The 20,153-nt window shown below is 72.4% G+C and carries 24 protein-coding genes; 19 read left to right on the forward strand and 5 right to left on the reverse strand.

What is annotated here, in order from left to right:
- Window positions 1-18: 18 nt before the first annotated feature.
- The 8 genes from ACIBAD_RS22230 to ACIBAD_RS22265 all read left to right on the forward strand — a co-directional run bounded on the left by ACIBAD_RS22230 (window position 19) and on the right by ACIBAD_RS22265 (window position 5,654).
- On the forward strand, window positions 19-309 hold the full coding sequence (locus tag ACIBAD_RS22230; RefSeq protein WP_134073243.1) for a DUF1416 domain-containing protein: 291 nt from the start codon (window positions 19-21) through the stop codon (window positions 307-309).
- A gap of 111 nt (window positions 310-420) precedes the next feature.
- On the forward strand, window positions 421-684 hold the full coding sequence (locus tag ACIBAD_RS22235; protein ID WP_134073245.1) for a DUF3099 domain-containing protein: 264 nt from the start codon (window positions 421-423) through the stop codon (window positions 682-684).
- Window positions 685-797: 113 nt separating this feature from the next.
- Window positions 798-1,571: a hypothetical protein gene (locus tag ACIBAD_RS22240; RefSeq protein ID WP_134073247.1), complete on the forward strand. Its 774-nt coding sequence runs from the start codon at window positions 798-800 to the stop codon at window positions 1,569-1,571.
- Complete coding sequence (locus tag ACIBAD_RS22245) at window positions 1,568-2,395, forward strand: hypothetical protein (RefSeq protein WP_398908128.1); 828 nt, start codon at window positions 1,568-1,570, stop codon at window positions 2,393-2,395. The genes ACIBAD_RS22240 and ACIBAD_RS22245 overlap by 4 nt, the downstream gene beginning before the upstream one ends.
- Entirely contained in the window at window positions 2,392-3,303 is a 912-nt protein-coding gene (locus ACIBAD_RS22250) for a hypothetical protein (protein ID WP_398908129.1), read from the forward strand. Before ACIBAD_RS22245 ends, ACIBAD_RS22250 begins: the two co-directional genes overlap by 4 nt.
- Before the next feature lie 276 nt (window positions 3,304-3,579).
- Complete coding sequence (locus ACIBAD_RS22255) at window positions 3,580-4,152, forward strand: FABP family protein (protein ID WP_134073249.1); 573 nt, start codon at window positions 3,580-3,582, stop codon at window positions 4,150-4,152.
- 67 nt (window positions 4,153-4,219) lie between these two features.
- On the forward strand, window positions 4,220-4,675 hold the full coding sequence (locus ACIBAD_RS22260; protein ID WP_398908130.1) for a Fur family transcriptional regulator: 456 nt from the start codon (window positions 4,220-4,222) through the stop codon (window positions 4,673-4,675).
- Window positions 4,676-4,685: 10 nt separating this feature from the next.
- Window positions 4,686-5,654 (forward strand): glycine cleavage T C-terminal barrel domain-containing protein, encoded by a 969-nt coding sequence (locus ACIBAD_RS22265; protein ID WP_134073251.1) that lies wholly within the window; start codon window positions 4,686-4,688, stop codon window positions 5,652-5,654.
- A gap of 15 nt (window positions 5,655-5,669) precedes the next feature.
- On the opposite strand, the gene dtd is transcribed toward ACIBAD_RS22265, so the two are convergent.
- On the reverse strand, window positions 5,670-6,095 hold the full coding sequence (gene dtd, locus ACIBAD_RS22270) for a D-aminoacyl-tRNA deacylase (RefSeq protein WP_134073253.1): 426 nt from the start codon (window positions 6,093-6,095) through the stop codon (window positions 5,670-5,672).
- Between the two features lie 162 nt (window positions 6,096-6,257).
- Between dtd and ACIBAD_RS22275 the strand changes: the two genes are divergently transcribed.
- The 8 genes from ACIBAD_RS22275 (at window position 6,258) to ACIBAD_RS22310 (ending at window position 11,633) form a co-directional block, all read left to right on the forward strand.
- Entirely contained in the window at window positions 6,258-6,866 is a 609-nt protein-coding gene (locus ACIBAD_RS22275; RefSeq protein WP_134073255.1) for an AmfC protein, read from the forward strand.
- Window positions 6,867-6,975: 109 nt separating this feature from the next.
- Window positions 6,976-8,220, forward strand: coding sequence for a GNAT family N-acetyltransferase (locus ACIBAD_RS22280; RefSeq protein WP_398908131.1), 1,245 nt, complete (start codon window positions 6,976-6,978; stop codon window positions 8,218-8,220).
- A 5-nt stretch (window positions 8,221-8,225) separates the two neighbouring features.
- Window positions 8,226-9,002, forward strand: coding sequence for a putative protein N(5)-glutamine methyltransferase (locus ACIBAD_RS22285; RefSeq protein WP_398908132.1), 777 nt, complete (start codon window positions 8,226-8,228; stop codon window positions 9,000-9,002).
- A gap of 234 nt (window positions 9,003-9,236) precedes the next feature.
- The gene (locus ACIBAD_RS22290) at window positions 9,237-9,674 is read left to right on the forward strand and encodes a helix-turn-helix transcriptional regulator (protein ID WP_134073261.1); all 438 of its coding nucleotides are present in this window, start codon (window positions 9,237-9,239) and stop codon (window positions 9,672-9,674) included.
- A gap of 10 nt (window positions 9,675-9,684) precedes the next feature.
- Complete coding sequence (locus ACIBAD_RS22295; RefSeq protein WP_398908133.1) at window positions 9,685-10,104, forward strand: VOC family protein; 420 nt, start codon at window positions 9,685-9,687, stop codon at window positions 10,102-10,104.
- A gap of 51 nt (window positions 10,105-10,155) precedes the next feature.
- Complete coding sequence (locus tag ACIBAD_RS22300; RefSeq protein WP_037836293.1) at window positions 10,156-10,566, forward strand: helix-turn-helix domain-containing protein; 411 nt, start codon at window positions 10,156-10,158, stop codon at window positions 10,564-10,566.
- A gap of 26 nt (window positions 10,567-10,592) precedes the next feature.
- The gene (locus ACIBAD_RS22305; RefSeq protein ID WP_134073266.1) at window positions 10,593-11,162 is read left to right on the forward strand and encodes a hypothetical protein; all 570 of its coding nucleotides are present in this window, start codon (window positions 10,593-10,595) and stop codon (window positions 11,160-11,162) included.
- Window positions 11,163-11,285: 123 nt separating this feature from the next.
- Complete coding sequence (locus ACIBAD_RS22310) at window positions 11,286-11,633, forward strand: DUF2516 family protein (protein WP_030157060.1); 348 nt, start codon at window positions 11,286-11,288, stop codon at window positions 11,631-11,633.
- Window positions 11,634-11,696: 63 nt separating this feature from the next.
- On the opposite strand, the gene ACIBAD_RS22315 is transcribed toward ACIBAD_RS22310, so the two are convergent.
- The 3 genes from ACIBAD_RS22315 to ACIBAD_RS22325 all read right to left on the reverse strand — a co-directional run bounded on the left by ACIBAD_RS22315 (window position 11,697) and on the right by ACIBAD_RS22325 (window position 15,445).
- Window positions 11,697-12,983, reverse strand: coding sequence for a PP2C family protein-serine/threonine phosphatase (locus ACIBAD_RS22315; RefSeq protein ID WP_398908134.1), 1,287 nt, complete (start codon window positions 12,981-12,983; stop codon window positions 11,697-11,699).
- A 297-nt stretch (window positions 12,984-13,280) separates the two neighbouring features.
- Complete coding sequence (locus ACIBAD_RS22320) at window positions 13,281-14,342, reverse strand: NlpC/P60 family protein (RefSeq protein WP_134073270.1); 1,062 nt, start codon at window positions 14,340-14,342, stop codon at window positions 13,281-13,283.
- A 290-nt stretch (window positions 14,343-14,632) separates the two neighbouring features.
- Window positions 14,633-15,445, reverse strand: coding sequence for a class I SAM-dependent methyltransferase (locus ACIBAD_RS22325; RefSeq protein ID WP_134073272.1), 813 nt, complete (start codon window positions 15,443-15,445; stop codon window positions 14,633-14,635).
- Window positions 15,446-15,777: 332 nt separating this feature from the next.
- Between ACIBAD_RS22325 and mshA the strand changes: the two genes are divergently transcribed.
- Together mshA and ACIBAD_RS22335 are read left to right on the forward strand one after the other, a co-directional pair.
- Complete coding sequence (mshA, locus tag ACIBAD_RS22330) at window positions 15,778-17,160, forward strand: D-inositol-3-phosphate glycosyltransferase (protein WP_398908135.1); 1,383 nt, start codon at window positions 15,778-15,780, stop codon at window positions 17,158-17,160.
- Entirely contained in the window at window positions 17,153-17,653 is a 501-nt protein-coding gene (locus tag ACIBAD_RS22335; RefSeq protein ID WP_398908136.1) for a YbjN domain-containing protein, read from the forward strand. Before mshA ends, ACIBAD_RS22335 begins: the two co-directional genes overlap by 8 nt.
- Before the next feature lie 49 nt (window positions 17,654-17,702).
- Here ACIBAD_RS22335 and ACIBAD_RS22340 read toward each other — a convergent pair whose 3' ends face one another.
- A complete protein-coding gene (locus ACIBAD_RS22340) occupies window positions 17,703-19,016 on the reverse strand; it encodes an MDR family MFS transporter (RefSeq protein WP_398908137.1) in 1,314 nt (437 codons plus the stop codon).
- Window positions 19,017-19,190: 174 nt separating this feature from the next.
- On the opposite strand from ACIBAD_RS22340, the gene ACIBAD_RS22345 reads away from it, so the two are divergent.
- The gene (locus ACIBAD_RS22345) at window positions 19,191-19,952 is read left to right on the forward strand and encodes a phosphoglyceromutase (RefSeq protein WP_134073277.1); all 762 of its coding nucleotides are present in this window, start codon (window positions 19,191-19,193) and stop codon (window positions 19,950-19,952) included.
- Window positions 19,953-20,153 lie beyond the last annotated feature (201 nt).

Genomic DNA, 20,153 nt, shown 5'->3' on the forward strand with positions numbered 1-20,153 from the left:
CAGGACAGGACAGAGAACATGTGTGGAGCACAGATCGGCGGGCCCGACCTCGCCACGCTCAAGCCCGGTGAGACCGCCATCCAGGGCCAGGTGACCAAGAACGGCGAGCCCGTCAGCGGGTACGTGCGCCTGCTCGACTCGACCGGCGAGTTCACCGCCGAGGTCCCGACCTCGGCGACCGGCCAGTTCCGCTTCTACGCGGCGACCGGCACGTGGACGCTGCGCGCGCTGGTTCCCGGCGCCCAGGCGGACCGCGCCGTGGTCGTGGCCGAGGCCGGCGGCGTGACGGACGTGGCGATCGCGGTCTGAGCACCGCACGCCTGAATGACCGGCCGAAGGGCCGCACCCCAGGGGGTTGGACGCCACTGGAACGGGGTGCGGCCCTTCGCGCCGTCCGCCTCCCGGCTCTACGCTGGAGGCATGTACGCCCGGCGCCGCCGCGTCTACTTCGTCCTCATGGGCGGATGCATCTTCCTCTTCGTATCCGCCTGGACCTTCGTACGGCTGTTCTCGGTCGAGGCGGCCGTGGCCCTCTGCGTGGTCGCCATGGTCATACCGCCGGTCGCCGCGATGATCGCGAACCGGCGCGGCCCGGAGGACCGCTGGTGGGACGACCCCTCGGGCGACCCGAAGTCCGACGAGTGGTGGGACGAACTGGACGGAAAACGGTCCCACGAGGACTGAAACCCCGCGAGATAAGAATGTAATAAGCACGCGTACAACCGGCCGCCTCCTCTACAGGTCATGGCTGTGCACGGGTGATCGCCCGTTGCCCCATGTCCTGCGGGGGGACCTCCTTGGAACACGCACAGACCATCCCTGACCGGCCGGAAGGGGAGGAGACCGGAACGCGCAGCCGGCGCGGCGGCCGCCGTACGGTCCTCCTGATCGCCGGCGCCGTCGTGCTCGGCGTGCTCGCGGGCACGGTCACCGGCTACGCGATCCAGTACGACCGCGAGCCCACGCCCCTGCCGCCGCTGGCGCAGCAGAGGATCGCCCAGCCGAAGCCGCAGGCTCCGAACGAGTCGACGAGCACACGCTCCGTCAACGCCAACCGCTGGCACAAGACGGACGACGACCTGGCCAAGATGCTGATCGAGGCCCCGTCCGGGGCGAAGGGCGCCTTCTCGGGCTACGAGTCCCCGGACGAGTTCTCGGCGCGCTACTACGAGCACCCCAACCAGGGCCTCGGCTTCCAGCTCCGCAACGGCATCCGGCGGATCGCCGCCCGCCGGTGGTTCGAGAACGACACGAACTACGTCTCGGTCGAGCTGTTCCAGTTCGCCGACCGCTCGGGGGCCCACGCCTACCAGGACGACACCGGCTACCTCGGGACCGAGGAGTACGCGGGCAACCCGGGCAAGGACCTGCCGGGTGTGGCGGCGGCCTACGGGCACCTCTGGATCGACTCCCGGACCCACGAGAAGCCCGGCTACTACCCGACCCGCTCGGCCCGGGTCGTCGCCCGCCGCGGCGACGTCGTCATGGAGATCGAGTACACGAACAACCAAGGCACCATCGACGAGGGCACGGTCGTCGAGCTGGCCAAGCGGCAGTGGGAGCGCCTGTGAACGACCAGCAGAGCAACCAGCCCGACGACGATGCGGCCGGGCCGACCGCCACGACCGGGCCGACCGCGCCGCCGGCGCGCCCGGTGAACCGCCGCAAGGCCGTGGCCCTGGCCGCGGGGGCCGTGGCCTCGGCCGTCCTGGCCGGGGGCGCGCTCTGGGCGTCCGCCGCGATCTCCGACGCCGAACGAAGCGCCCCGACGCGGTACTGGATCGCCGCGGGCCCCACGCCCGGCTCTTCGCCGGAGCCGGTCCCGTCCGTCCCGTCGAACGAGCTCACCGGAAAGCTGATGCCGCTGCCGGTGAACTACAGCCTCGGCCCGGACATCGCCGTCGACGGCAACGACTTCTACGTCTCCGGCGAGCGGGCGATCGAAGCCCTCAGGGAAGGCCGGTCCGGTCTCTCCGGCCCTCAGCAGGAGCAGCGGGACAAGGCCCTCGCCGACCTGAAGCTCAAGGGCATGGCCGGCCGCAGCTACAGCAAGGACCATTTGGGGCTGGTCGCGGAGGTCCGCCTCACGCAGGCCGACCCCTCCGCGCTCGCCAAGTTCTCCGAGGTCGGCAAGAAGGTCCTCGACCAGCTCGGCGACGACCGCGAGGCGCCGAAGGTGGACGGTTTTCCCGATGCCAAATGCGCCCTGCTGAAGATCGGCGACCCGGACGCGAAGGACAAGGAGAAGATCGACACGATCGACTGCGTCGCCGTCCAGGGCGACGTCCTCGTGGACTTCCGGGCGTACGGGATCCCGCAGTTCTCCGTGACCGAGGTCGCGGACCTGTTCAAGCAGCAGCTGAACCACCTGAAGGCCCCCGGGGAGTCCGTGTGACCGAGCAGAACACCGCCGGAACCGCTCCGGTGGCCGAGCCCGCCGCAGTGGCCGGGACCGTCCCCGCGCCGGAGACCGCGCCCGGGGCCGTACCGGAGACCGTCGACGCCGGGACGCCGGCGTCGGCCCCGGCCGTCCCCAGTGATCGCCGCAAGCTGTTCGCCGCGCTGCGCTGGACGGCCGCCGTCCTCGTTTTCGCCGCCGTCGGCACCGGGGTCACGTACGGGATCAGCCGGGTTGAGCGCACCCGCGTCCCCGGCCTGTCCACGCTCGGCGACGGCCGCTGGACGTACCCGACGCTGTCCAAGCCCGCCCTGCCCGCCGGCGCCCCCCTGGCCAAGGGCCCGGACAACCGCCCCGGCACGCACTACGCGCCGCTGACCGGGCTGCTGCTGCCGGCCCCCGAGGGCGCCGGGCCGGACGACGCGGTCAAGCCGGACAAGGACGGGACGGTGTCGGTCGACGCCTTCCTGGCGGAGTACGCGCCCGACCGCCGGGCCAAGCTGAAGGAGTACCTGGAGTACGAGGGACTGCGCCAGGTCACCGGTCGCGGCTGGACCACCGCGGACGGCACGCGCACACACGCCTACCTGCTGCGTTTCCATTCCGAGGGCTTCGTCGACGCCTTCGCCGGATGCAGCACCAACATGCAGCTGGCCGGGGCGCCGGTCCTGGAGATGGAGCTGTCCTGGCGGGACGTCGTGAGCAAGCAGGAACAGGGTGCGAAGCGCCCCGAGGGCGTCAGCCTGTTCAAGGAGCCCGAGCCCGCCAACGGCGACGAGCAGACCAGGCTCGGCTGCATCGAGGCGGGTGACGTCCTGAGCGTGATCATCCAGACCCGCAAGGGTGCGGTGGCCACCGTCCCCTTCCACCAGACGGTGATCCTGCAGAGCCAGCTGCTCGGCTGACACCTGACGGGAAAAGCCGTGCGGCCTACCTCACGGAGTGCGCCGGTCCCCGGGCCAGTAGGCTTGGGGACCGGCCCCGTACACGCCCACATCACTTCGAGGAGCACCCCGTGCTTGAGGCAATCTTCACCTCCCTGCTGGTCCTGGTCTGCGTCGGCGTGCTCGCCTTCAGCGGCCTCGCAGTGAAGAAGCTGTACCAGGGCCAGCGCTGATCATCCGATCGGCCGCCGTCCCGGACCCGGAACCCCTCCCCACAGATCGCCTGAGCAGCCACACATGATCCAGATCCCGTCCGACCTGAACCCGGGCCTCGTCCCCCTCGCCTTCCTCCTCGGTACGTGGGAGGGCGCGGGCGTCTTCGACTTCCCCGGTGAAGAGAAGTGCAACTTCGGCCAGGAAGTCGTCTTCAGCCACGACGGCCGGGACTTCCTGGAATACACCTCCCGCAGCTGGGTCCTCGACGCCGAGGGCAACAAGGTGCGGCCGCTGGAGTCCGAGTCCGGTTACTGGCGCATCGACAAGGACCGCAAGGTCGAGATCGTCATGGTCCGCGACCAGGGCGTCGTCGAGGTCTGGTACGGCGAGCTCGCCGACCAGAAGCCCCAGATCGACCTGGCCACGGACGCCGTCGCCCGGACCGCCGCCTCCGGCCCGTACAGCGGCGGCAAGCGGCTCTACGGCTACGTGAAGAGCGACCTGATGTGGGTCGGCGAGAAGGCCACCCCCGAGGTCGAGCTGCGCCCGTACATGTCGGCCCAGCTCAAGAAGGTCGTCACCCCGGAGGAGGTCGCCGAGATGGCGCGCAACCTCCCGGACATGCCGGACGACGGCATCGCCTTCTTCCGCTGACGGACCGAGCACGAACGGGGACCGCGGGCTCGGCCCGCGGTCCCCTTCGCGCGCTTACACTGGCCGGGTGGGGAGCATCGGAGACACCGAGAGTGCCGACTGGAAGAGCGACCTGCGGCAGCGCGGATACCGGCTGACCCCGCAGCGCCAGCTCGTGCTGGAAGCCGTCGACAGCCTGGAGCACGCGACGCCGGACGAGATCCTCGTCCAGGTGCGCAAGACCGCCTCCGGGGTGAACATCTCCACCGTCTACCGCACGCTGGAGCTCCTGGAGGAGCTGAAGCTGGTCTCGCACGCCCACCTCGGGCACGGGGCGCCCACGTACCACCTCGCCGACCGGCACCACCACATCCACCTGGTCTGCCGCGAGTGCACCGACGTGATCGAGGCGGACGTCGACATCGCCGCCGAGTTCACCGCGAAGCTGCGCGCCACCTTCGGCTTCGAGACCGACATGAAGCACTTCGCGATCTTCGGGCTCTGCAAGAAGTGCGCCGCCAAGCAGCAGGACGCCCCGTCGTAGGCTAGGTGGCATGACCAGCAGCCCCTTGCTCCATCTCCCCGGCGCCGTACCGGCCGAAGGCCGCGACGAGGGCGTCGCCGCCCACTACGGAGAGCTGTACGGCGAACAGCGCGCGCTCGCCGACGGCCGCGGTTTCGTCGACCTCTCGCACCGCGGAGTCGTCACCGTCACCGGACCGGAGCGGCTGAGCTGGCTGCACCTGCTGCTCACCCAGCACCTGACGCAACTCCCGCCCGGGCAGGCCACCGAGGCGCTGATCCTCTCCGCCAACGGCCACATCGAGCACGCGCTCTACCTCGTCGACGACGGCGAGACCGTGTGGGCGCACGTGGAGCCCGGCACCCAGGAGGCGCTGATCGCCTACCTGGAGTCGATGAAGTTCTTCTACCGCGTCGAAGTCGCCGACCGGACCGCCGACTTCGCCGTCGTCCACCTGCCGGCCGGTTCCATCGCCGAGCTCGCCAAGGAGCACCCCGTACGGGAGACCCCGTACGGCCGCGACGTCTTCCTGCCCCGCGCCGAGCTGGAGGCCTTCTCCGCCGCGCACGGGCCTGCCGCCGGGCTCCTGGCGTACGAGGCCCTGCGCGTGGAGGCGCACCGGCCGCGGCTCGGCCTGGAGACCGACCACCGCACCATCCCGCACGAGCTGGGCTGGATCGGCACCGCGGTGCACCTCCAGAAGGGCTGCTACCGCGGCCAGGAGACGGTGGCCCGCGTCCACAACCTGGGGAAGCCGCCCCGCCGGCTGGTCTTCCTGCACCTGGACGGCTCCGAGGTGCTCCTCCCGGCGCACGGCACGCCGATCCGGCTCGCCGCCGACGGGGAGGAGGGCCGCCAGCTCGGCTTCGTGACCACCGCGGTCCGCCACCACGAGCTCGGCCCGATCGCGCTGGCGCTGGTCAAGCGGAACGTGCCGGTCGACGCCCCGCTGCTGGCCGGGAAGACGGCCGCGGCGCAGGAGGTCGTCGTGGCGCCGTGACGGCGCCCCGGTGGTTCAGACGTCGATGACGATGGTGAACGGGCCGTGGTTGGTGAGCGAGACCCGCATGTCCGCGCCGAACCGGCCCGTCTCCACCGTCGCCCCCAGCGCGCGCAGCTGCGCGACGACCTCGTCGACGAGCGGCTCGGCTACCTCGCCCGGCGCCGCCGCGTTCCAGGTGGGGCGCCGGCCCTTGCGGGCGTCCCCGTAGAGCGTGAATTGTGAGATCACCAGCAGCGGCGCGTCCACGTCGCTGCAAGACTTCTCCGCCTCCAGGATCCGCACGGACCACAGCTTGCGCGCCAGCTGCGCCGCCTTCTCCGGGGTGTCCTCGTGGGTGACCCCCACCAGCACGCACAGCCCCTCGCCGACGATCTCGCCCACGGTCTCGCCGGCCACGACGACGCGCGCGCCGTCCACCCTCTGCACCACTGCTCGCATACCACCTGTGTATCAGGCGTGCACCCATCAGGGGCCGATCGGGTGGCGTGGGACTGCACCTGCACCACGGAGAGTGGCACGATGCACGCAGGCGGTGCTTCCCCCCGGTCCCACGGGCCGGGGGAGACCCCATGCACCGGTCGAGGGGACGGACACGTTCACATGAATACTTCTGGTACCTCCGTACCTGCATCACCCGTACCTGCATCACCCGCGGCCACTTCGACAAGCGCGGTCAGACCACCCGCGCAGCGCACGGGCGGGGAGCAGGCGCCGACCACGCCCGCGACCGCGCTCGGGCTGCCGGAGCTGCGCACGCTGCGCCGCGACGCGCAGCGCGACGAGGCCGACCTGAGCTACGTACGCAGACTTCTCCAGGGCCGGATCGACATCCTGCGGGCCGAACTGGCCCGGCGCAGCGACCCGGAGGCCCCGGTGACCCCGGAGCCGCCGGTCGTCGACCGGCTCTCGGAGATCCTCGCGGACGCGCCGTCCAGCCGCAGCGCCTCCGCCCGGCACGTCACGCTCTGCACCCCGCACAGCGAGGAGTTCCGGCTGCTGGCCGCGGAGATGCTGTCCGATGTGGAGCTGTCGGACCTGGTGGCCCGCACCGATGGCGAACTGCACGAAGCGATGGGCCGGTTGGTGCGGTACGAGCAGCAGGTCTCGCGGCGCCGGCACCAGCTCCAGCGCACGGCGGACGACTGCAGCGCGGAGATCACCCGGCGCTACCGGGAGGGTGAGGCACAGGTGGACGACCTGCTGGTGTAGCCGGTCGGCCGCCGGCCGCCCCGTGGACCCGGCAGGCCGGGGCCGGGGCGCGGTCCGGCGCGGGAAATTCCGGCGACGGGGGTCGCAGCGGCGGTTAGCGTGGCCGGTTATGAGTGCTGACGTGCGGCCGATCGCCGAATCCGAACTCCCCGAGTGGCTGCGAACCGTGAACACCGGTTTCCTGCGCCCCGACCGCGTCACCGAGTCCGACGTCGCCCAGCGGGCCAAGCACGGCGACCTGGGCCGAACGCTGGGCGCCTTCGACGCCTCCACCGGCCGCTGCGTGGCCACCTTCCGCTCCTTCGCCCAGGAGCTGACCGTCCCGGGCGGGGCGAGCGTGGCCGCGAGCGCCGTCACGAACGTCGCCGTGCTGCCCACGCACCGCCGGCGCGGCTTGCTGACCCGGATGATGGCCACCGAGCTGGCGGCCGCGCGGGCGCGCGGCGACGTCGTGTCCACCCTGATCGCCGCCGAGTACCCGATCTACGGGCGGTACGGGTACGGGCCCGCCGCCTCGATCGCCGAGTGGGAGATCGACGTGAGCCGCACTGGGCTCGACCCCCGCTGGTCCGGGCCCGCGGACGGCGGCCGGATCGAGCTGGTGGACGCGGCCGGGGCGCGCACGATCGGCCCCGGGCTGCACGAGCGGCTGCGGGCGGTCTCGCCCGGCACGGTCGACCGCAACGCGCGCTGGTGGAGCCTGGCCACCGGGCTGGAGGAGGTGTCCTCGCGCCCCTACAAGGACAAGTTCCACGCCGTGTACCGGACGGCGGAGGGCGAGCCGGCCGGACTCGCCGTGTACACGGCCGACGCGCACTGGACGGACGGGAAGGTCCCCCGCAACACCGTGCAGGTCAAGGACCTGATCGCGGTCACCCCGGACGCGGAGCGCGCGCTGTGGCACTTCCTCTGCTCGATCGACTGGGTGATGAAGGTCCGTACGGGCTACCGCGCCCCCGACGACCTCGTCGCGCAGCTGCTGCCCGACCCGCGTGCGGCCGGGATCGTGACCGCCTCGGACTTCCTGTGGGTGCGCGTGCTGGACGTCGTACGGGCGCTGGGCGCCCGGACGTACGCCGTGCCCGGGGTGCTCGTCCTGGAGGTGGCGGATCCGGGCGGTCCGGCCGCGGGGCGCTACCGTCTGGACGCGGGCACGGGGGAGTGCACGGCCACCGGGGAACCGGCGGACCTGCGGCTCGACGCGTCGGCACTGGGTTCCCTGTACCTCGGCGGCGAGTCGGCGGTACGCCTCGGTGCGCTCGGGCGGATCGCGGAGGTGCGGCCCGGGGCGCTGGCGCTCGCGGACGCCGTGTTCCGCACGGCGCGCCGCCCGTGGTGCCCGGACATCTTCTGAGAGCGATGGATTCAGTGACTTCGATTGTGGAAACCCTGCGGGCGGCGGGCTGCGTCTTCGCGGAGGAGGAGGCGGAGCTGCTGACGGCCGCCGCCGAGGACGACGGGCACCTGGCGGACCTGGTGGCCCGCCGGGCCGGCGGCGAACCGCTGGAACACGTCGTCGGCTGGGCGGAGTTCTGCGGGCTGCGCATGCGCGTGGGCGAGGGGGCCTTCGTACCGCGCCGGCGCACCGAGTTCCTGGTGCAGGAGGCCGTGGCCCTGGGCCGGCCGGACGCCGTCGTACTGGACCTGTGCTGCGGGGTCGGCGCGCTGGGCGCGGCGGTGGCGGCGCACCTGGGCCCCCGGGTGGAACTGCACGCGGCGGACATCGACCCGGCGGCTCTGGCGTACGCGCGGCTGAACGTGGCCCCGTACGGCGGGCGGGTCCACGAGGGCGACCTGTACGCGGCGCTGCCGGACTCGCTGCGCGGGCGGGTGGACCTGCTGCTGGTCAACGCCCCGTACGTGCCGACGGAGGAGATCGGGCTGCTCCCGGCGGAGGCCCGCGACCACGAGCCGCTGACGTCCCTGGACGGCGGCCCGGACGGCTTGGACGTCCACCGCCGGGTCGCGGCGGGCGCCCTGCCGTGGCTGGCCCCGGGCGGCAGGCTGCTGATCGAGACGAGCGCCCGCCAGTCCCCGCGCACGGCATCGGCCCTCGCGGCGGCGGGCCTGGCGGTCCGCGCCACCACGTCGCAGGACCTGCACGCGACGCTGGCGATCGGCACCCGCGCGGCCTGAGGGGCGGGGACTTCGCGGACATCCCCGGGGGGTGGGGGGTGGTCAGGGCCTGCGCCAGGGGCTGCCCGGTCCTGCGGGCCGGCAGCGCGCCGACCACGCGCCGGCGCCCGACGTCGCTCGACCGGTGATCGTAGGGACAACGCCGCCGCGGGGAGAACGGGTTGACGGGACCCGGCCCGCGGGCGGCGCGGTCACGGGCTCCCGCCGGCCCCGGCGTCCCCGTACGCTGGCAGGGTGACGCTAGAGGACCTCGTACGGCTGCGCCGGGCCCGGGACATGATGGACCGCGAGTACGCGCGCCCCCTCGACGTGGCCGAGCTGGCGCGCGTGGCCCTGATGTCGCCCGGGCACTTCTCCCGCAGCTTCCGGGCCGCCTTCGGGGAGACCCCGTACAGCTACCTGATGACGCGCCGCGTCGAGCGGGCCAAGGCGCTGCTGCGGCGGGGCGACCTGAGCGTGACCGAGGTCTGCTTCGAGGTCGGCTGTACCTCGCTGGGGTCGTTCAGCTCCCGCTTCACCGAGCTGGTCGGCGAGAGCCCGAGCGCGTACCGGGCCCGCAGCCATGAGCCGGGCGCGGCCATTCCGGCGTGCATCGCCAAGATCCTCACGCGGCCGGTCAGGAACGGCCCGGCCGAGAGCGGCCCGCAAGCGGAATCCACCGCCCGCGCTTAGCGTCGGTGGCATGGAAATCAAGCTGTCCCAGTGCTTCATCGCGGTCGACGACCACGACAGGGCACTCGCCTTCTACCGCGACGCCCTCGGCCTCGAGGTGCGCAACGACGTGGCGTTCGAGGGGATGCGCTGGGTGACCGTCGGCTCACCCGCGCAGCCGGACGTGGAGATCGTCCTCGAACCGCCTGCGGCCGACCCGAACGCCGCGCCCGCGGACCGGCAGGCGATGGCCGAACTGCTGGCCAAGGGAATGCTGCGCGGCGTGATCTTCTCCACCGACGACGTCGACGCCGCCTTCGAGCGCATCCGGGCGGCCGGCGGCGAGGTCCTCCAGGAGCCGGCCGACCAGCCGTACGGCGTCCGCGACTGCGCCTTCCGCGACCCGGCCGGCAACATGCTGCGCCTCAATCAGCCCCGCACCCGTGGGTGATTTTGCAAGCAGGTGCTTGCAATAGTTAGCGGAGTCCGGCAGGATCGGGGCATGGCATCGCTCAACGTCGGAAATCTCGGCGAATACCTCCGCGAGCAGCGGCGGCAGGCCCAGCTTTCGCTGCGGCAGCTGGCCGACGCTGCGGGGGTGTCGAATCCGTACCTGAGCCAGATCGAGCGCGGGCTGCGCAAGCCGAGCGCGGACATCCTCCAGCAGCTGGCCAAGGCGCTGCGGATCTCCGCGGAGACGCTGTACGTGCAGGCCGGGATCCTCGACGAGCGCGATCGCGACGAGGTCGAGACGCGGGCCGTCATACTCGGCGACCCGTCCATCAACGAGCGGCAGAAGCAGGTGCTGCTCCAGATCTACGACTCCTTCCGCAAGGAGAACGCTGCCGAGGCCGACCCGGCCGATCCGTCCGACCCGTCCGGCGGGGACGACGCGATGCACCCAACGAACTGAACTGTGATCCGGGAGGACCAGCCACCATGGCCATCGCCGATGACCTGAAGAAGACCCTCACCGACCCGACGCCGCTCTACTTCGCCGCCGGCACCGCCGACCTCGCGGTGCAGCAGGCCAAGAAGGTGCCCGGGCTCATCGAGCAGCTGCGCGCCGAAGCCCCCGCGCGCATCGAGGCCGTGAAGAACACCGACCCGAAGATCGTGCAGGAGAAGGCGCGCGAGGCGCAGGAGGCGGTCGCCGCCAAGTTCGCCGAGGTGCTGACCGCGATCGACCCGAAGAAGATCGGGGAGAGCGCGCAGGACCTGGCGCTGCGCGGGGTCGGTGTGGCCGCCGAGTACGCGGTGCGCGCCAAGGAGACGTACGACAAGGTCGCCGAGCACGGCGAGCAGGCCGTACGGACGTGGCGCGGCGAGGTCTCCGAGGAGATCGTCGACATCGCGGTCGCCGTCGAGCCCAAGTCGGAGCAGGAGCGGGAGGCCGCGGCGGAGCCCGCCGCCGACTCCTCGGCCGACGAGAAGCCCGCCGCCCGGCGGGGCACGGCGCGCAAGAACAACGTGAAGAAGGCTGCGGTCGCCGTCGGCGACGAGAGCTGATTACGTGACGGCGGGCCGGGCACCAGTGCGGTGTCCGGCCCGTTGTGGTTTGCGGGGGCCGCACTGCCGGTAGCGTGGGGGCAGGCGGCATCAGGCGTGCAAGCGTGAGAAGGCGGTCAGGCGATGTTGATGAACGGGTTCGATAACGGAGTGCTTCCGTTGCTCGGGTTCGCCATGCTGGCACTCGCCGTCGTGGCCTTCGTCTTCGCGCTGCTGGCGCGCGAGGACGCGTACCGCGCCGCCGACAAGCAGACCAAGACGTTCTGGCTGGTCATCCTCGGGGTCACCGTCCTGGTGGACTTCTTCCTGGGAATGCTGTTCCTGGAGATCGCAGGCCTCGTGGCCACCATCGTGTTCTTCGTCGACGTGCGCCCGGCCCTCAAGCAGGTCTCGGGCGGCGGCCGGGGCGGCCGGCGCAGCGGCGGGAGCAGCAGCGACGGTCCGTACGGCCCGTACAACGGCGGGCGCTGACGACGGCGGGCCCTGAGCGGCGGACACCGACAGCGGCGGGTGCGCCGGCCGTCGCCGGACCCGTCAGGATTCGTTGCGCGAGAGCAGCACCACGGCCACGTCGTCGGTGAGCTCGCCGCCGTTGAGGCGTCTGGCCTCGGTGACAGCGGCCTCCAGCAGGCCCTCGCCGCTCAGTCCGCGGTCGAGGTGCCGGTTGATCATCTCGACCATGCCGTCCTGCCCCAGCCGCTCCTTGCCCTCGCCGATGCGGCCCTCGATCAGGCCGTCGGTGTAGAGCATCAGGCTCCAGCTGCCGCCCAGCTCGACCTGGCGGCGCGGCCAGCGGGCCTTGGGCAGCAGGCCGAGCGCCGGGCCGCTGTTCTCGTACGGGAGGAGCTGCGCGCGACGGCCCGGCCGGGATATCAGCGGGGCCGGATGGCCGGCCAGGCACAGGCCGGCGCGGCGGCCGTCGGGGGAGATGTCGACCGTGCACAGGGTCGCGAAGATCTCGTCGCCGGGGCGCTCCACCTCCAGGACCTCCTGGAGGGTCGACAGCAGGTCGTCGCCGCAGAGGCCGGCCAGGGTCAGGGCGCGCCAGGCGATGCGGAGCTCGACGCCGAGGGCGGCCTCGTCGGGGCCGTGGCCGCAGACGTCGCCGATCATGGCGTGGACGGTGCCGTCGGGGGTGCGGACGGTGTCGTAGAAGTCCCCGCCGAGGAGGGCGCGGCTGCGGCCGGGGCGGTAGCGGGCGGCGAAGCGGAGATCGGAGCCTTCGAGGAGGGGGTTGGGGAGCAGGCCCCGCTCCAGGCGGGCGTTCTCCTGGGCCCGAAGTTTCGATTCTGCGAGCTTGTACTGGGCGATGTCCGCGCGCTTTCTCTCCACGGCGTAGCGGATCGCCCGGCTCAGCAGGCGGCCGTCGAGCTCGTCGCGGAAGAGGAAGTCCTGCGCGCCGACCCGTACGGCCTCGGCGGCGCGCTCGGCGTCCGCCTCGGCGGTGAGGACGAGGACGGCGTGGCGGGGCGCGATCCGGAGCACCTCGCGGAGCGTGTCCAACTGGTCGACGACGGTGGTGCGCCCGCCGCCCGCCGTCGTGGATCCGGCGGCGGGGAGGGAGAGGTCGAGCAGGATGCAGTGCACGTCGGGGGTGAGCAGGCGCGCGGCCTCGGTGAGGTTGCGGGCGGTGCGGAGGCGGATGCGGTGCCGGTCGGCGTCGAGGATCTCGGGGACGGTGAGGCCGCCTGCGGGGTCGTCCTCGATCACCAGCAGGGTCAGGGACGCCTGGGGTGCGGGGGCGGGCGCGGCTGGCGGCGGGGTTGCCTGAGCGCTCTCCGTGGCGGGGGTGTCCCTCTGCCGCGGTACGGGTACGGCCATCGTCTCCGGTTCCTTCCCTCCCCCCGAGGGTGCGTCCGGCAGACCCTAGCGGGCCGTGGCTGGAGAACGGAATGGCGTTCTGGGCCCGGGCCGCTGTCATATGCCGTTATCGCGGGGGAAAGTCCGCCTCACTGAGTGCCCACTGAATGAGAAACGTCACGGCGTACGCCATCGCCGTCCCGACCAACGAGACGCAGCCCGACCCTCCGGGGTTCCCTCACCGCCGGGCCCGGGCCCGTGCTCCGGAGCCGCGCCCCTGCGGGCCGGCTCCGGGCCTGCAGCGGCCGCGGACAGCGGTTACGCGTCGGGGCGGACCACTGCCTTGATCGGCATCGAGCCGGCTCCGGCCAGGGTGACGTTGCGGCCCGGGCGGGGGGCGTGGATCATCGCGCCGTCGCCGATGTACATCCCGACGTGGCTGGCGTCGTCGAAGTAGATGATCAGGTCACCCGGACGCATGTCCTTGATCGCGACCTTCGGCAGCAGCCGCAGCTGCTCCTGCGAGGTGCGCGGGATGCCCTTGCCGGCCGCCCGCCAGGCCTGCGAGGTGAGGCCGGAGCAGTCGAACGAGTCCGGGCCCTCGGCGCCCCACACGTACGGCTTGCCCATCTGCGCCGTGGCGTACTGGACCGCCTTCTTCCCCGACTCCGACGCCGAGCTGTTGATCGCCTTCAGCACGCCCGTCGAGAGCCACGCCGTCTGGGCCTTGTACTGGGCTTCCTGCTCCAGCTGGATCAGCCGGGCCTTCTCCTCGGCCTCCAGCTTGCTCTCCAGCGACTCGGCCGACTTGATCTTCTCCTCGATCTGCTTCTTCGAGGTCTCCTGCTTGATCCGGTTGGCTTCGAGCTTCTCCCACTGCGCGCTCGCGTCCTTCGCGTACTGCTGCAAGTCGCTCTGCGTGCGGTTCATTTCGGACAGCAGGTCCGTGGTCGCCTTCTCGCCCTGGCGGATCCGGTCCGCCCCGTCGAGGAACTGGCCCGGGCTGTCGCTCAGCGCCAGTTGGGCGCCGGCCGGCATCCCGCCCGAGCGGTACTGGGCGCGCGCGGCGGCCCCCGCGCGGTTCTTCAGTGCCGTGATCCGGTCCTGGCCGGCCACCACCTGCTTGGCGATCTCGACGATCTTGGCGGACTGCGCCTTGGCCTCGCTCTCCGCGAGGTTGTACGCGTCCGTCGCCGTGCCCGCCTGGCGGTACAGCTCGTCGATCTCCTGGCGCACCTGCTCAAGGGACTTGGCGCCGGGCTCGGGCATCGGCGCCGCCTGGGCCACGCCCGTCAGGGCCGATACCGCCAACAGCGCCGTCGCACACAGCAGCGTGAGAGCGGACGCGCCCCTCCTTCGCCTGCGCTCCACGGTCCCCATGGCCCCCCCAAGGTGCCCCGAGTCGGATCCGGTATCAGATCTGACTATTCATCAGTAACTTTGTCCTGCCCTCGGGATGGTGCCACGAGTGGGTGAATTCCAACACCCTCGCGGATGGCGTCCCGATCTTGGACCTCGTCCTGGCCCGGCCCGGCCCGGCTCGGGCCCGCCCGGCTCGGCCCGGTCACGGCTTCGCCCCGGCCCCGGCCACCGGCCCCGCCCAGTCCCCCACATCCATCCCCGACGACTCAACGGGCCACCCCGGCAACCGGTTCCCCGCCGCGCCACATTCACCCCGCCGGGCGCAACGCCTCCCAGCGCACCGTGAGTTCCCCCTGCCGCCACCGCCCCGGCCCGTCCGCCAGCGGCCAGTCCGCGGCCAGCGCCCGCGCCGTCCGGATCCAGCGCTGCCGCGCGCCGTACGAGGCGTACGGGGCGGCCGCCGCCCACGCGCGGTCGAAGTCGCGCAGGAACGCGTGCACCGGTTCCCCCGGCACATTGCGGTGGATGAGTGCCTTCGGCAGCCGCTCCGCCAGGTCCGAGGGACGCTCCAGGGATCCCAGCCGGGTCGCGAACGTCACCGTGCGCGCCCCCTCTGGCCCCAACGCGACCCACACGTGGCGCCGTCCGATCTCGTCACAGGTGCCCTCGACGAGCAGCCCGTCCGGGGTCAGCCGGGCGCACAGCCGCTCCCACACCGCGGCCACCTGCTCCTCGTCGTACTGGCGCAGTACGTTCGCCGCGCGGATCAGCGTCGGCCGGGCCCCGCCCTCCAGCGGCACCTCGAACCCGCCGTGCCGGAAGCTCAGCCCCTCGCACTCGTACGGCTTCGCCCCGGCGACCCGCGCCGGCTCGATCTCGATGCCGACCACCCGCACCCGCGGCGCCGCCTCCCGCAGCCGGGCCAGCAGCTCCACCGCCGTCCACGGCGCGGCCCCGTAGCCGAGGTCCACCGCGACCGGCGCCTCCGAGCGCCGCAGCACCGGGCCGTGCACGGCCGCGATCCAGCGGTCCATCCGGCGCAGCCGGTTCGGATTCGTCGTCCCGCGCGTCACCGTGCCCACGGGGCGGCGCGGGGGCGGGGCGGCGGAGCGGGAGGACATGCGCCGAGCGTAAGCGGAGGGCACCCACCGGATGAAAACGCCCCCGCGGCCGGGATCCCCCACGGCAGGAACCCCCACGGCACCCCCGCGGCCGGAAACCCCACGGCGCGAAAGCCCCGACCTGACGGAAAGCGCCCTCGCGCGGCCCGCCGGGGCAAACGCCGGGAAAAAGGCGCGCTCCCCCGGAATGCGGGACGCGGCCATCCGGGTTGCACTCCTTGAAGGGCGCCCCGTGCGCTCCTTCCGTCATGCCCTGTCCGCGTCCCGCCGGTGGTCCCGCCCCTTCCACCGCGCGCCGTCCGAGTGTCGTCCGAGCGAGAGGAACTGCTCCCTTGAGCCAGTACGTGTCCCGCCTCGGCGGCAGCATCGGCGGCCGCATCGCCGCCGCCCGCGGCACCCGCCACGATCCGCCGCGGCTGCGCCTGCCGGCCGTCGGCCACCACCGCAAGCCGCGCCGCGTCGCCATGCTCAGCGTGCACACCTCACCGCTGCACCAGCCCGGCACGGGCGACGCCGGCGGTATGAACGTGTACATCGTGGAGCTGGCGAAGCGCCTGGCCGCGATCAACATCGAGGTCGAGATCTTCACCCGCGCCACCGAGGGCGGCCTGCCGCCCGCGGTCGAGCTGGCCCCCGGGGTCCTCGTACGGCACGTGGACGCGGGCCCGTACGAAGGCCTCGCCAAGGAGGAGCTCCCGGCCCAGCTGTGCGCCTTCACCCACGGCGTCATGCAGGCCTGGGCCGGCCACCGGCCCGGCTACTACGACCTCGTCCACTCCCACTACTGGCTCTCCGGCCACGTCGGCTGGCTCGCCGCCGAGCGCTGGGGCGTCCCCCTCGTCCACGCCATGCACACCATGGCCAAGGTCAAGAACGCCGCGCTCGCCGAGGGCGACACGCCCGAGCCCGCCGCCCGCGTCATCGGCGAGACCCAGATCGTGGCCGCCGCCGACCGGCTCATCGCGAACACCACCGAAGAGGCGGACGAGCTCGTGCGGCACTACGAGGCCGACCCCGGCAAGGTGGCCGTCGTCCACCCCGGCGTGAACCTCGACCGCTTCACCGTCGGCGACGGCCGGGCCGCCGCCCGCGCCCGCCTCGGCCTGCCCCAGGACGCCGTCATCCCGCTCTTCGCCGGCCGGATCCAGCCGCTCAAGGCCCCCGACATCCTGCTGCGCGCGGTCGCCGAGGTCGTGGACCGCGACCCCTCGCTGCGCCGGCGCCTCTTCGTCCCGGTCGTCGGCGGACCCAGCGGCAGCGGGCTCGCCAAGCCCGAGGGGCTCCAGAAGCTCGCCGCGAGGCTCGGCATCGCCGACATCGTCCACTTCCACCCGCCGGTCCGCCAGGACGCGCTCGCCGACTGGTTCCGGGCGGCGTCCGTGCTGGTCATGCCCTCGTACAGCGAGTCCTTCGGGCTCGTCGCGATCGAGGCCCAGGCGACCGGCACCCCGGTGCTGGCCGCCTCGGTCGGCGGGCTGCCGGTCGCCGTCAACGACGGCGTCACGGGAATCCTCGTACCCGGGCACGACCCGGTGGACTACGCGCGCGAGCTGAGGCGCTTCGTCGACGAGCCGGAGCTCGCGGACCGGATGGGCGCCGAGGCCGCGCGGCACGCCCAGTTCTTCGGCTGGGACACGGCGGCGAGCGGCACGGCGGACGTGTACACCGCTGCGATGCATGATCACCGCCGTCGCGTACGCTCCCACCATGGCTGACACCGCCGCGATCATCGAGAGCACGCTGACGGAGGCCGGACTGGGCTGGGAGAGCCCCGAGCCCGGTTCGTACGTCGTCCAGCTCCCCGGCACGCGCAAGCTGTCCACCACCTGCTCGCTCCGGGCCGGGCGGCACTCGCTGTCGGTCAACGCGTTCGTGATCCGCCACCCCGACGAGAACGAGGCGGGCGTCCACCGCTGGCTGCTGGAACGCAACCTCAAGCTGTACGGGATGGCCTACGCGGTCGACCCGCTCGGCGACATCTACCTGACGGCCCGGCTCCCGCTGTCGGTCGTCACCCCGGAGGACCTGGACCGCCTGCTCGGCACGGTCCTGGAGGCGGCGGACGGCGCGTTCAACACGCTGCTGGAGCTGGGCTTCGCGAGCGCGATCCGGCGCGAGTACGACTGGCGCGTCTCGCGCGGCGAGCCGACCCGCAACCTGGACGCCTTCAAGCACCTGACGCAGCCTTCGCAGGCGTCGTCCCAGTAGGGGGTGTCCGCGAAGTCCCGCCCGGCCCGCGACGACTTTGCGGACTCCTCTAGGCTTCGACGACGGCCGCAGCCGGGACGGTCGGCGCCGCAACCGGTGCCGCAACCGGCGCCGCAGCCGCAGCCGCCGCCGGTGCCGTGACCACGGACCCGGGCTCGCTCTCCGCCAGTCCCCGCATCAGCAGCCAGTAGCCCAGCGCCGCCACCGTGCCCAGCAGCGCGACGGACGCCCAGAGCCAGCCCGCCCCCCACCGGTCGATCACGAAGCCGGCCATCAGCGGAGCCACCAGCGAGGCCACCGCCCAGGACATCGTGTACATGCCCTGGTAGCGGCCGCGCCCGTGCAGCGGGGAGAGCCGGGCGACCAGGCCCATCTGGGTCGGGGAGTTGACGATCTCGGCCAGCGTCCACACGCAGACCGTCAGCCCCAGGCTCCACACCGATCCGGCGAAGGCCGTCAGCCCGAACCCGTACCCGGCCAGCAGCGCCGAGGCCACCAGCAGCTTCTGCGGGTCGCGCTTCTCCAGGAACCGGGTGACCGGGATCTGCAGCAGCACGATCAGCACCCCGTTGACCGCGATGACCAGACCGTAGTCCCCGGCGGAGAACCCGCCCGCGCCCATCGCCAGCGGCAGCCCGAACGAGCCCTGGGTGAAGATCAGCGAGATCAGGAACGACAGCCCGACCACGCCCATGAAGGGCCTGTCCCGCAGCACCGTCCCGAGCCCGATCTCCGGCTCCGCGGCCGCCTGCTCGGCGGCGGTCCGCTCCGGCCGCGACTCCGGCAGCTTCACGTACACGAGGACCGCGCAGACCAGCGTCAGCGCGGCCTCGCCGAGGAACCCGGCCAGGTAGCTGTACTCGGCGACGAAGCCCGCCGCCGTCGCCGAGACGGCGAAGCCGAGGTTGATCGCCCAGTAGTTCAGCGCGAAGGCGCGGACCCGGTCCTCCGGCCGGACGATGTCCGCCATCATCGCCTGCACCGCCGGGCGCGAGGCGTTCGAGGTCATGCCGACCAGCAGGGCCACCGCCGCGATCGCGGCCGGGTGCTCCATGAAGCCGAGCAGCGCCACCGAGAACGCCGTCGAGGCCTGGGCCGCCAGCAGCGTGGGGCGCCGGCCGAGGCGGTCGGTCATCACGCCCGCGCCGAGCGAGGAGACGACCCCGCCGAGCCCGTGCAGGGCCACCACGAGTCCCGCGAAGGAGGCCGAATAGCCCCGCTCCACGGTCAGGTACAAGGTCATGAAGGTGGCGACGAAGGCCCCGAGCCGGTTCACCAGGGTGCTGGTCCACAGCCACCAGAACTCGCGGGGGAGGCCGGCCACGCTCTCGCGCGCCGCCCGTCTGAGACTGGCAACGGACATGACGGATTCCCCCCGGTGGTGTAAGTGGCTCTCCTGCTCACCGCACCCTACGGGTGGGGCTTCGCGAGGGCCACTGGATTGACGCGCACCGTCAATCCACGGCCGGTCCGCGCCCGATCCCGCGGCCGTGGACACGCGCGCGAGCGCCCCCGCGCGTCCATTAGGCTCGTACGCATGGCCGACGCACCGTACAAGCTGATCCTCCTCCGCCACGGCGAGAGCGAGTGGAACGCGAAGAACCTGTTCACCGGCTGGGTGGACGTCAATCTCAACGAGAAGGGCGAGAAGGAGGCGGTCCGCGGCGGTGAGCTGCTCAAGGACGCCGGCCTGCTCCCCGATGTCGTGCACACCTCGCTCCAGAAGCGCGCGATCCGCACCGCGCAGATGGCGCTTGAGGCCGCCGACCGCCACTGGATCCCGGTCCACCGCTCCTGGCGTCTGAACGAGCGCCACTACGGTGCGCTCCAGGGCAAGGACAAGGCCCAGACCCTCGCCGAGTTCGGCGAGGAGCAGTTCATGCTGTGGCGCCGCTCGTACGACACCCCGCCGCCGGCCCTTGAGGACGGTACGGAATTCTCCCAGTCCGAGGACCCGCGCTACGCGACCATCCCGCCGGAGCTGCGCCCGAAGACGGAGTGTCTGAAGGACGTCGTCGTCCGCATGCTCCCGTACTGGTACGACGGCATCGTCCCGGACCTCCTCGCGGGCCGCACGGTCCTGGTCGCCGCGCACGGCAACAGCCTCCGCGCACTGGTCAAGCACCTGGACGGCATCTCCGACGCCGACATCGCGGGCCTGAACATCCCGACCGGCATCCCGCTCGCCTACGAGCTGGACGCCGACTTCAAGCCCCTCAAGCCGGGCGGCACCTACCTCGACCCGGCCGCCGCGGCCGCCGCCATCGAGGCCGTCAAGAACCAGGGCAAGAAGAAGTAGGTATTGCGATCATGCCTCCCACCTGCGGAAACCTTGCGGGTGGGAGGCGCTTTCGTCTTCTGGGCCTTCTACGGGCCCCGAGCGTGAGCGGGATCCAGGTGGACGTCCGAACGCTTCAGGGGTTCTCCAGGGGGTCGGCGAGACGGATCTGGAGCTGGCTCAAGCGCGTCGCATCCGCCTCTTCGCCGATCGACAGAGCCA

Source organism: Streptomyces sp. NPDC051109, from assembly GCF_044455885.1.
Classification (GTDB): Bacteria; Actinomycetota; Actinomycetes; order Streptomycetales; family Streptomycetaceae; genus Streptomyces.

Excerpts from the sequence above, each read along its gene's own strand:
- ACIBAD_RS22340 (WP_398908137.1), bottom strand. The coding sequence starts at position 19,016 with ATGTCCGTTGCCAGTCTCAGACGGGCGGCGCGCGAGAGCGTGGCCGGC.
- ACIBAD_RS22300 (WP_037836293.1), top strand. The coding sequence starts at position 10,156 with ATGGCATCGCTCAACGTCGGAAATCTCGGCGAATACCTCCGCGAGCAG.
- dtd (WP_134073253.1), bottom strand. The coding sequence starts at position 6,095 with ATGCGAGCAGTGGTGCAGAGGGTGGACGGCGCGCGCGTCGTCGTGGCC.
- ACIBAD_RS22295 (WP_398908133.1), top strand. The coding sequence starts at position 9,685 with ATGGAAATCAAGCTGTCCCAGTGCTTCATCGCGGTCGACGACCACGAC.
- ACIBAD_RS22230 (WP_134073243.1), top strand. The coding sequence starts at position 19 with ATGTGTGGAGCACAGATCGGCGGGCCCGACCTCGCCACGCTCAAGCCC.
- ACIBAD_RS22275 (WP_134073255.1), top strand. The coding sequence starts at position 6,258 with ATGAATACTTCTGGTACCTCCGTACCTGCATCACCCGTACCTGCATCA.
- ACIBAD_RS22305 (WP_134073266.1), top strand. The coding sequence starts at position 10,593 with ATGGCCATCGCCGATGACCTGAAGAAGACCCTCACCGACCCGACGCCG.
- ACIBAD_RS22320 (WP_134073270.1), bottom strand. The coding sequence starts at position 14,342 with ATGGGGACCGTGGAGCGCAGGCGAAGGAGGGGCGCGTCCGCTCTCACG.
- ACIBAD_RS22280 (WP_398908131.1), top strand. The coding sequence starts at position 6,976 with ATGAGTGCTGACGTGCGGCCGATCGCCGAATCCGAACTCCCCGAGTGG.
- ACIBAD_RS22310 (WP_030157060.1), top strand. The coding sequence starts at position 11,286 with ATGTTGATGAACGGGTTCGATAACGGAGTGCTTCCGTTGCTCGGGTTC.
- ACIBAD_RS22285 (WP_398908132.1), top strand. The coding sequence starts at position 8,226 with ATGGATTCAGTGACTTCGATTGTGGAAACCCTGCGGGCGGCGGGCTGC.
- ACIBAD_RS22265 (WP_134073251.1), top strand. The coding sequence starts at position 4,686 with ATGACCAGCAGCCCCTTGCTCCATCTCCCCGGCGCCGTACCGGCCGAA.
- ACIBAD_RS22255 (WP_134073249.1), top strand. The coding sequence starts at position 3,580 with ATGATCCAGATCCCGTCCGACCTGAACCCGGGCCTCGTCCCCCTCGCC.
- ACIBAD_RS22335 (WP_398908136.1), top strand. The coding sequence starts at position 17,153 with ATGGCTGACACCGCCGCGATCATCGAGAGCACGCTGACGGAGGCCGGA.
- ACIBAD_RS22315 (WP_398908134.1), bottom strand. The coding sequence starts at position 12,983 with ATGGCCGTACCCGTACCGCGGCAGAGGGACACCCCCGCCACGGAGAGC.
- ACIBAD_RS22345 (WP_134073277.1), top strand. The coding sequence starts at position 19,191 with ATGGCCGACGCACCGTACAAGCTGATCCTCCTCCGCCACGGCGAGAGC.
- ACIBAD_RS22325 (WP_134073272.1), bottom strand. The coding sequence starts at position 15,445 with ATGTCCTCCCGCTCCGCCGCCCCGCCCCCGCGCCGCCCCGTGGGCACG.
- ACIBAD_RS22235 (WP_134073245.1), top strand. The coding sequence starts at position 421 with ATGTACGCCCGGCGCCGCCGCGTCTACTTCGTCCTCATGGGCGGATGC.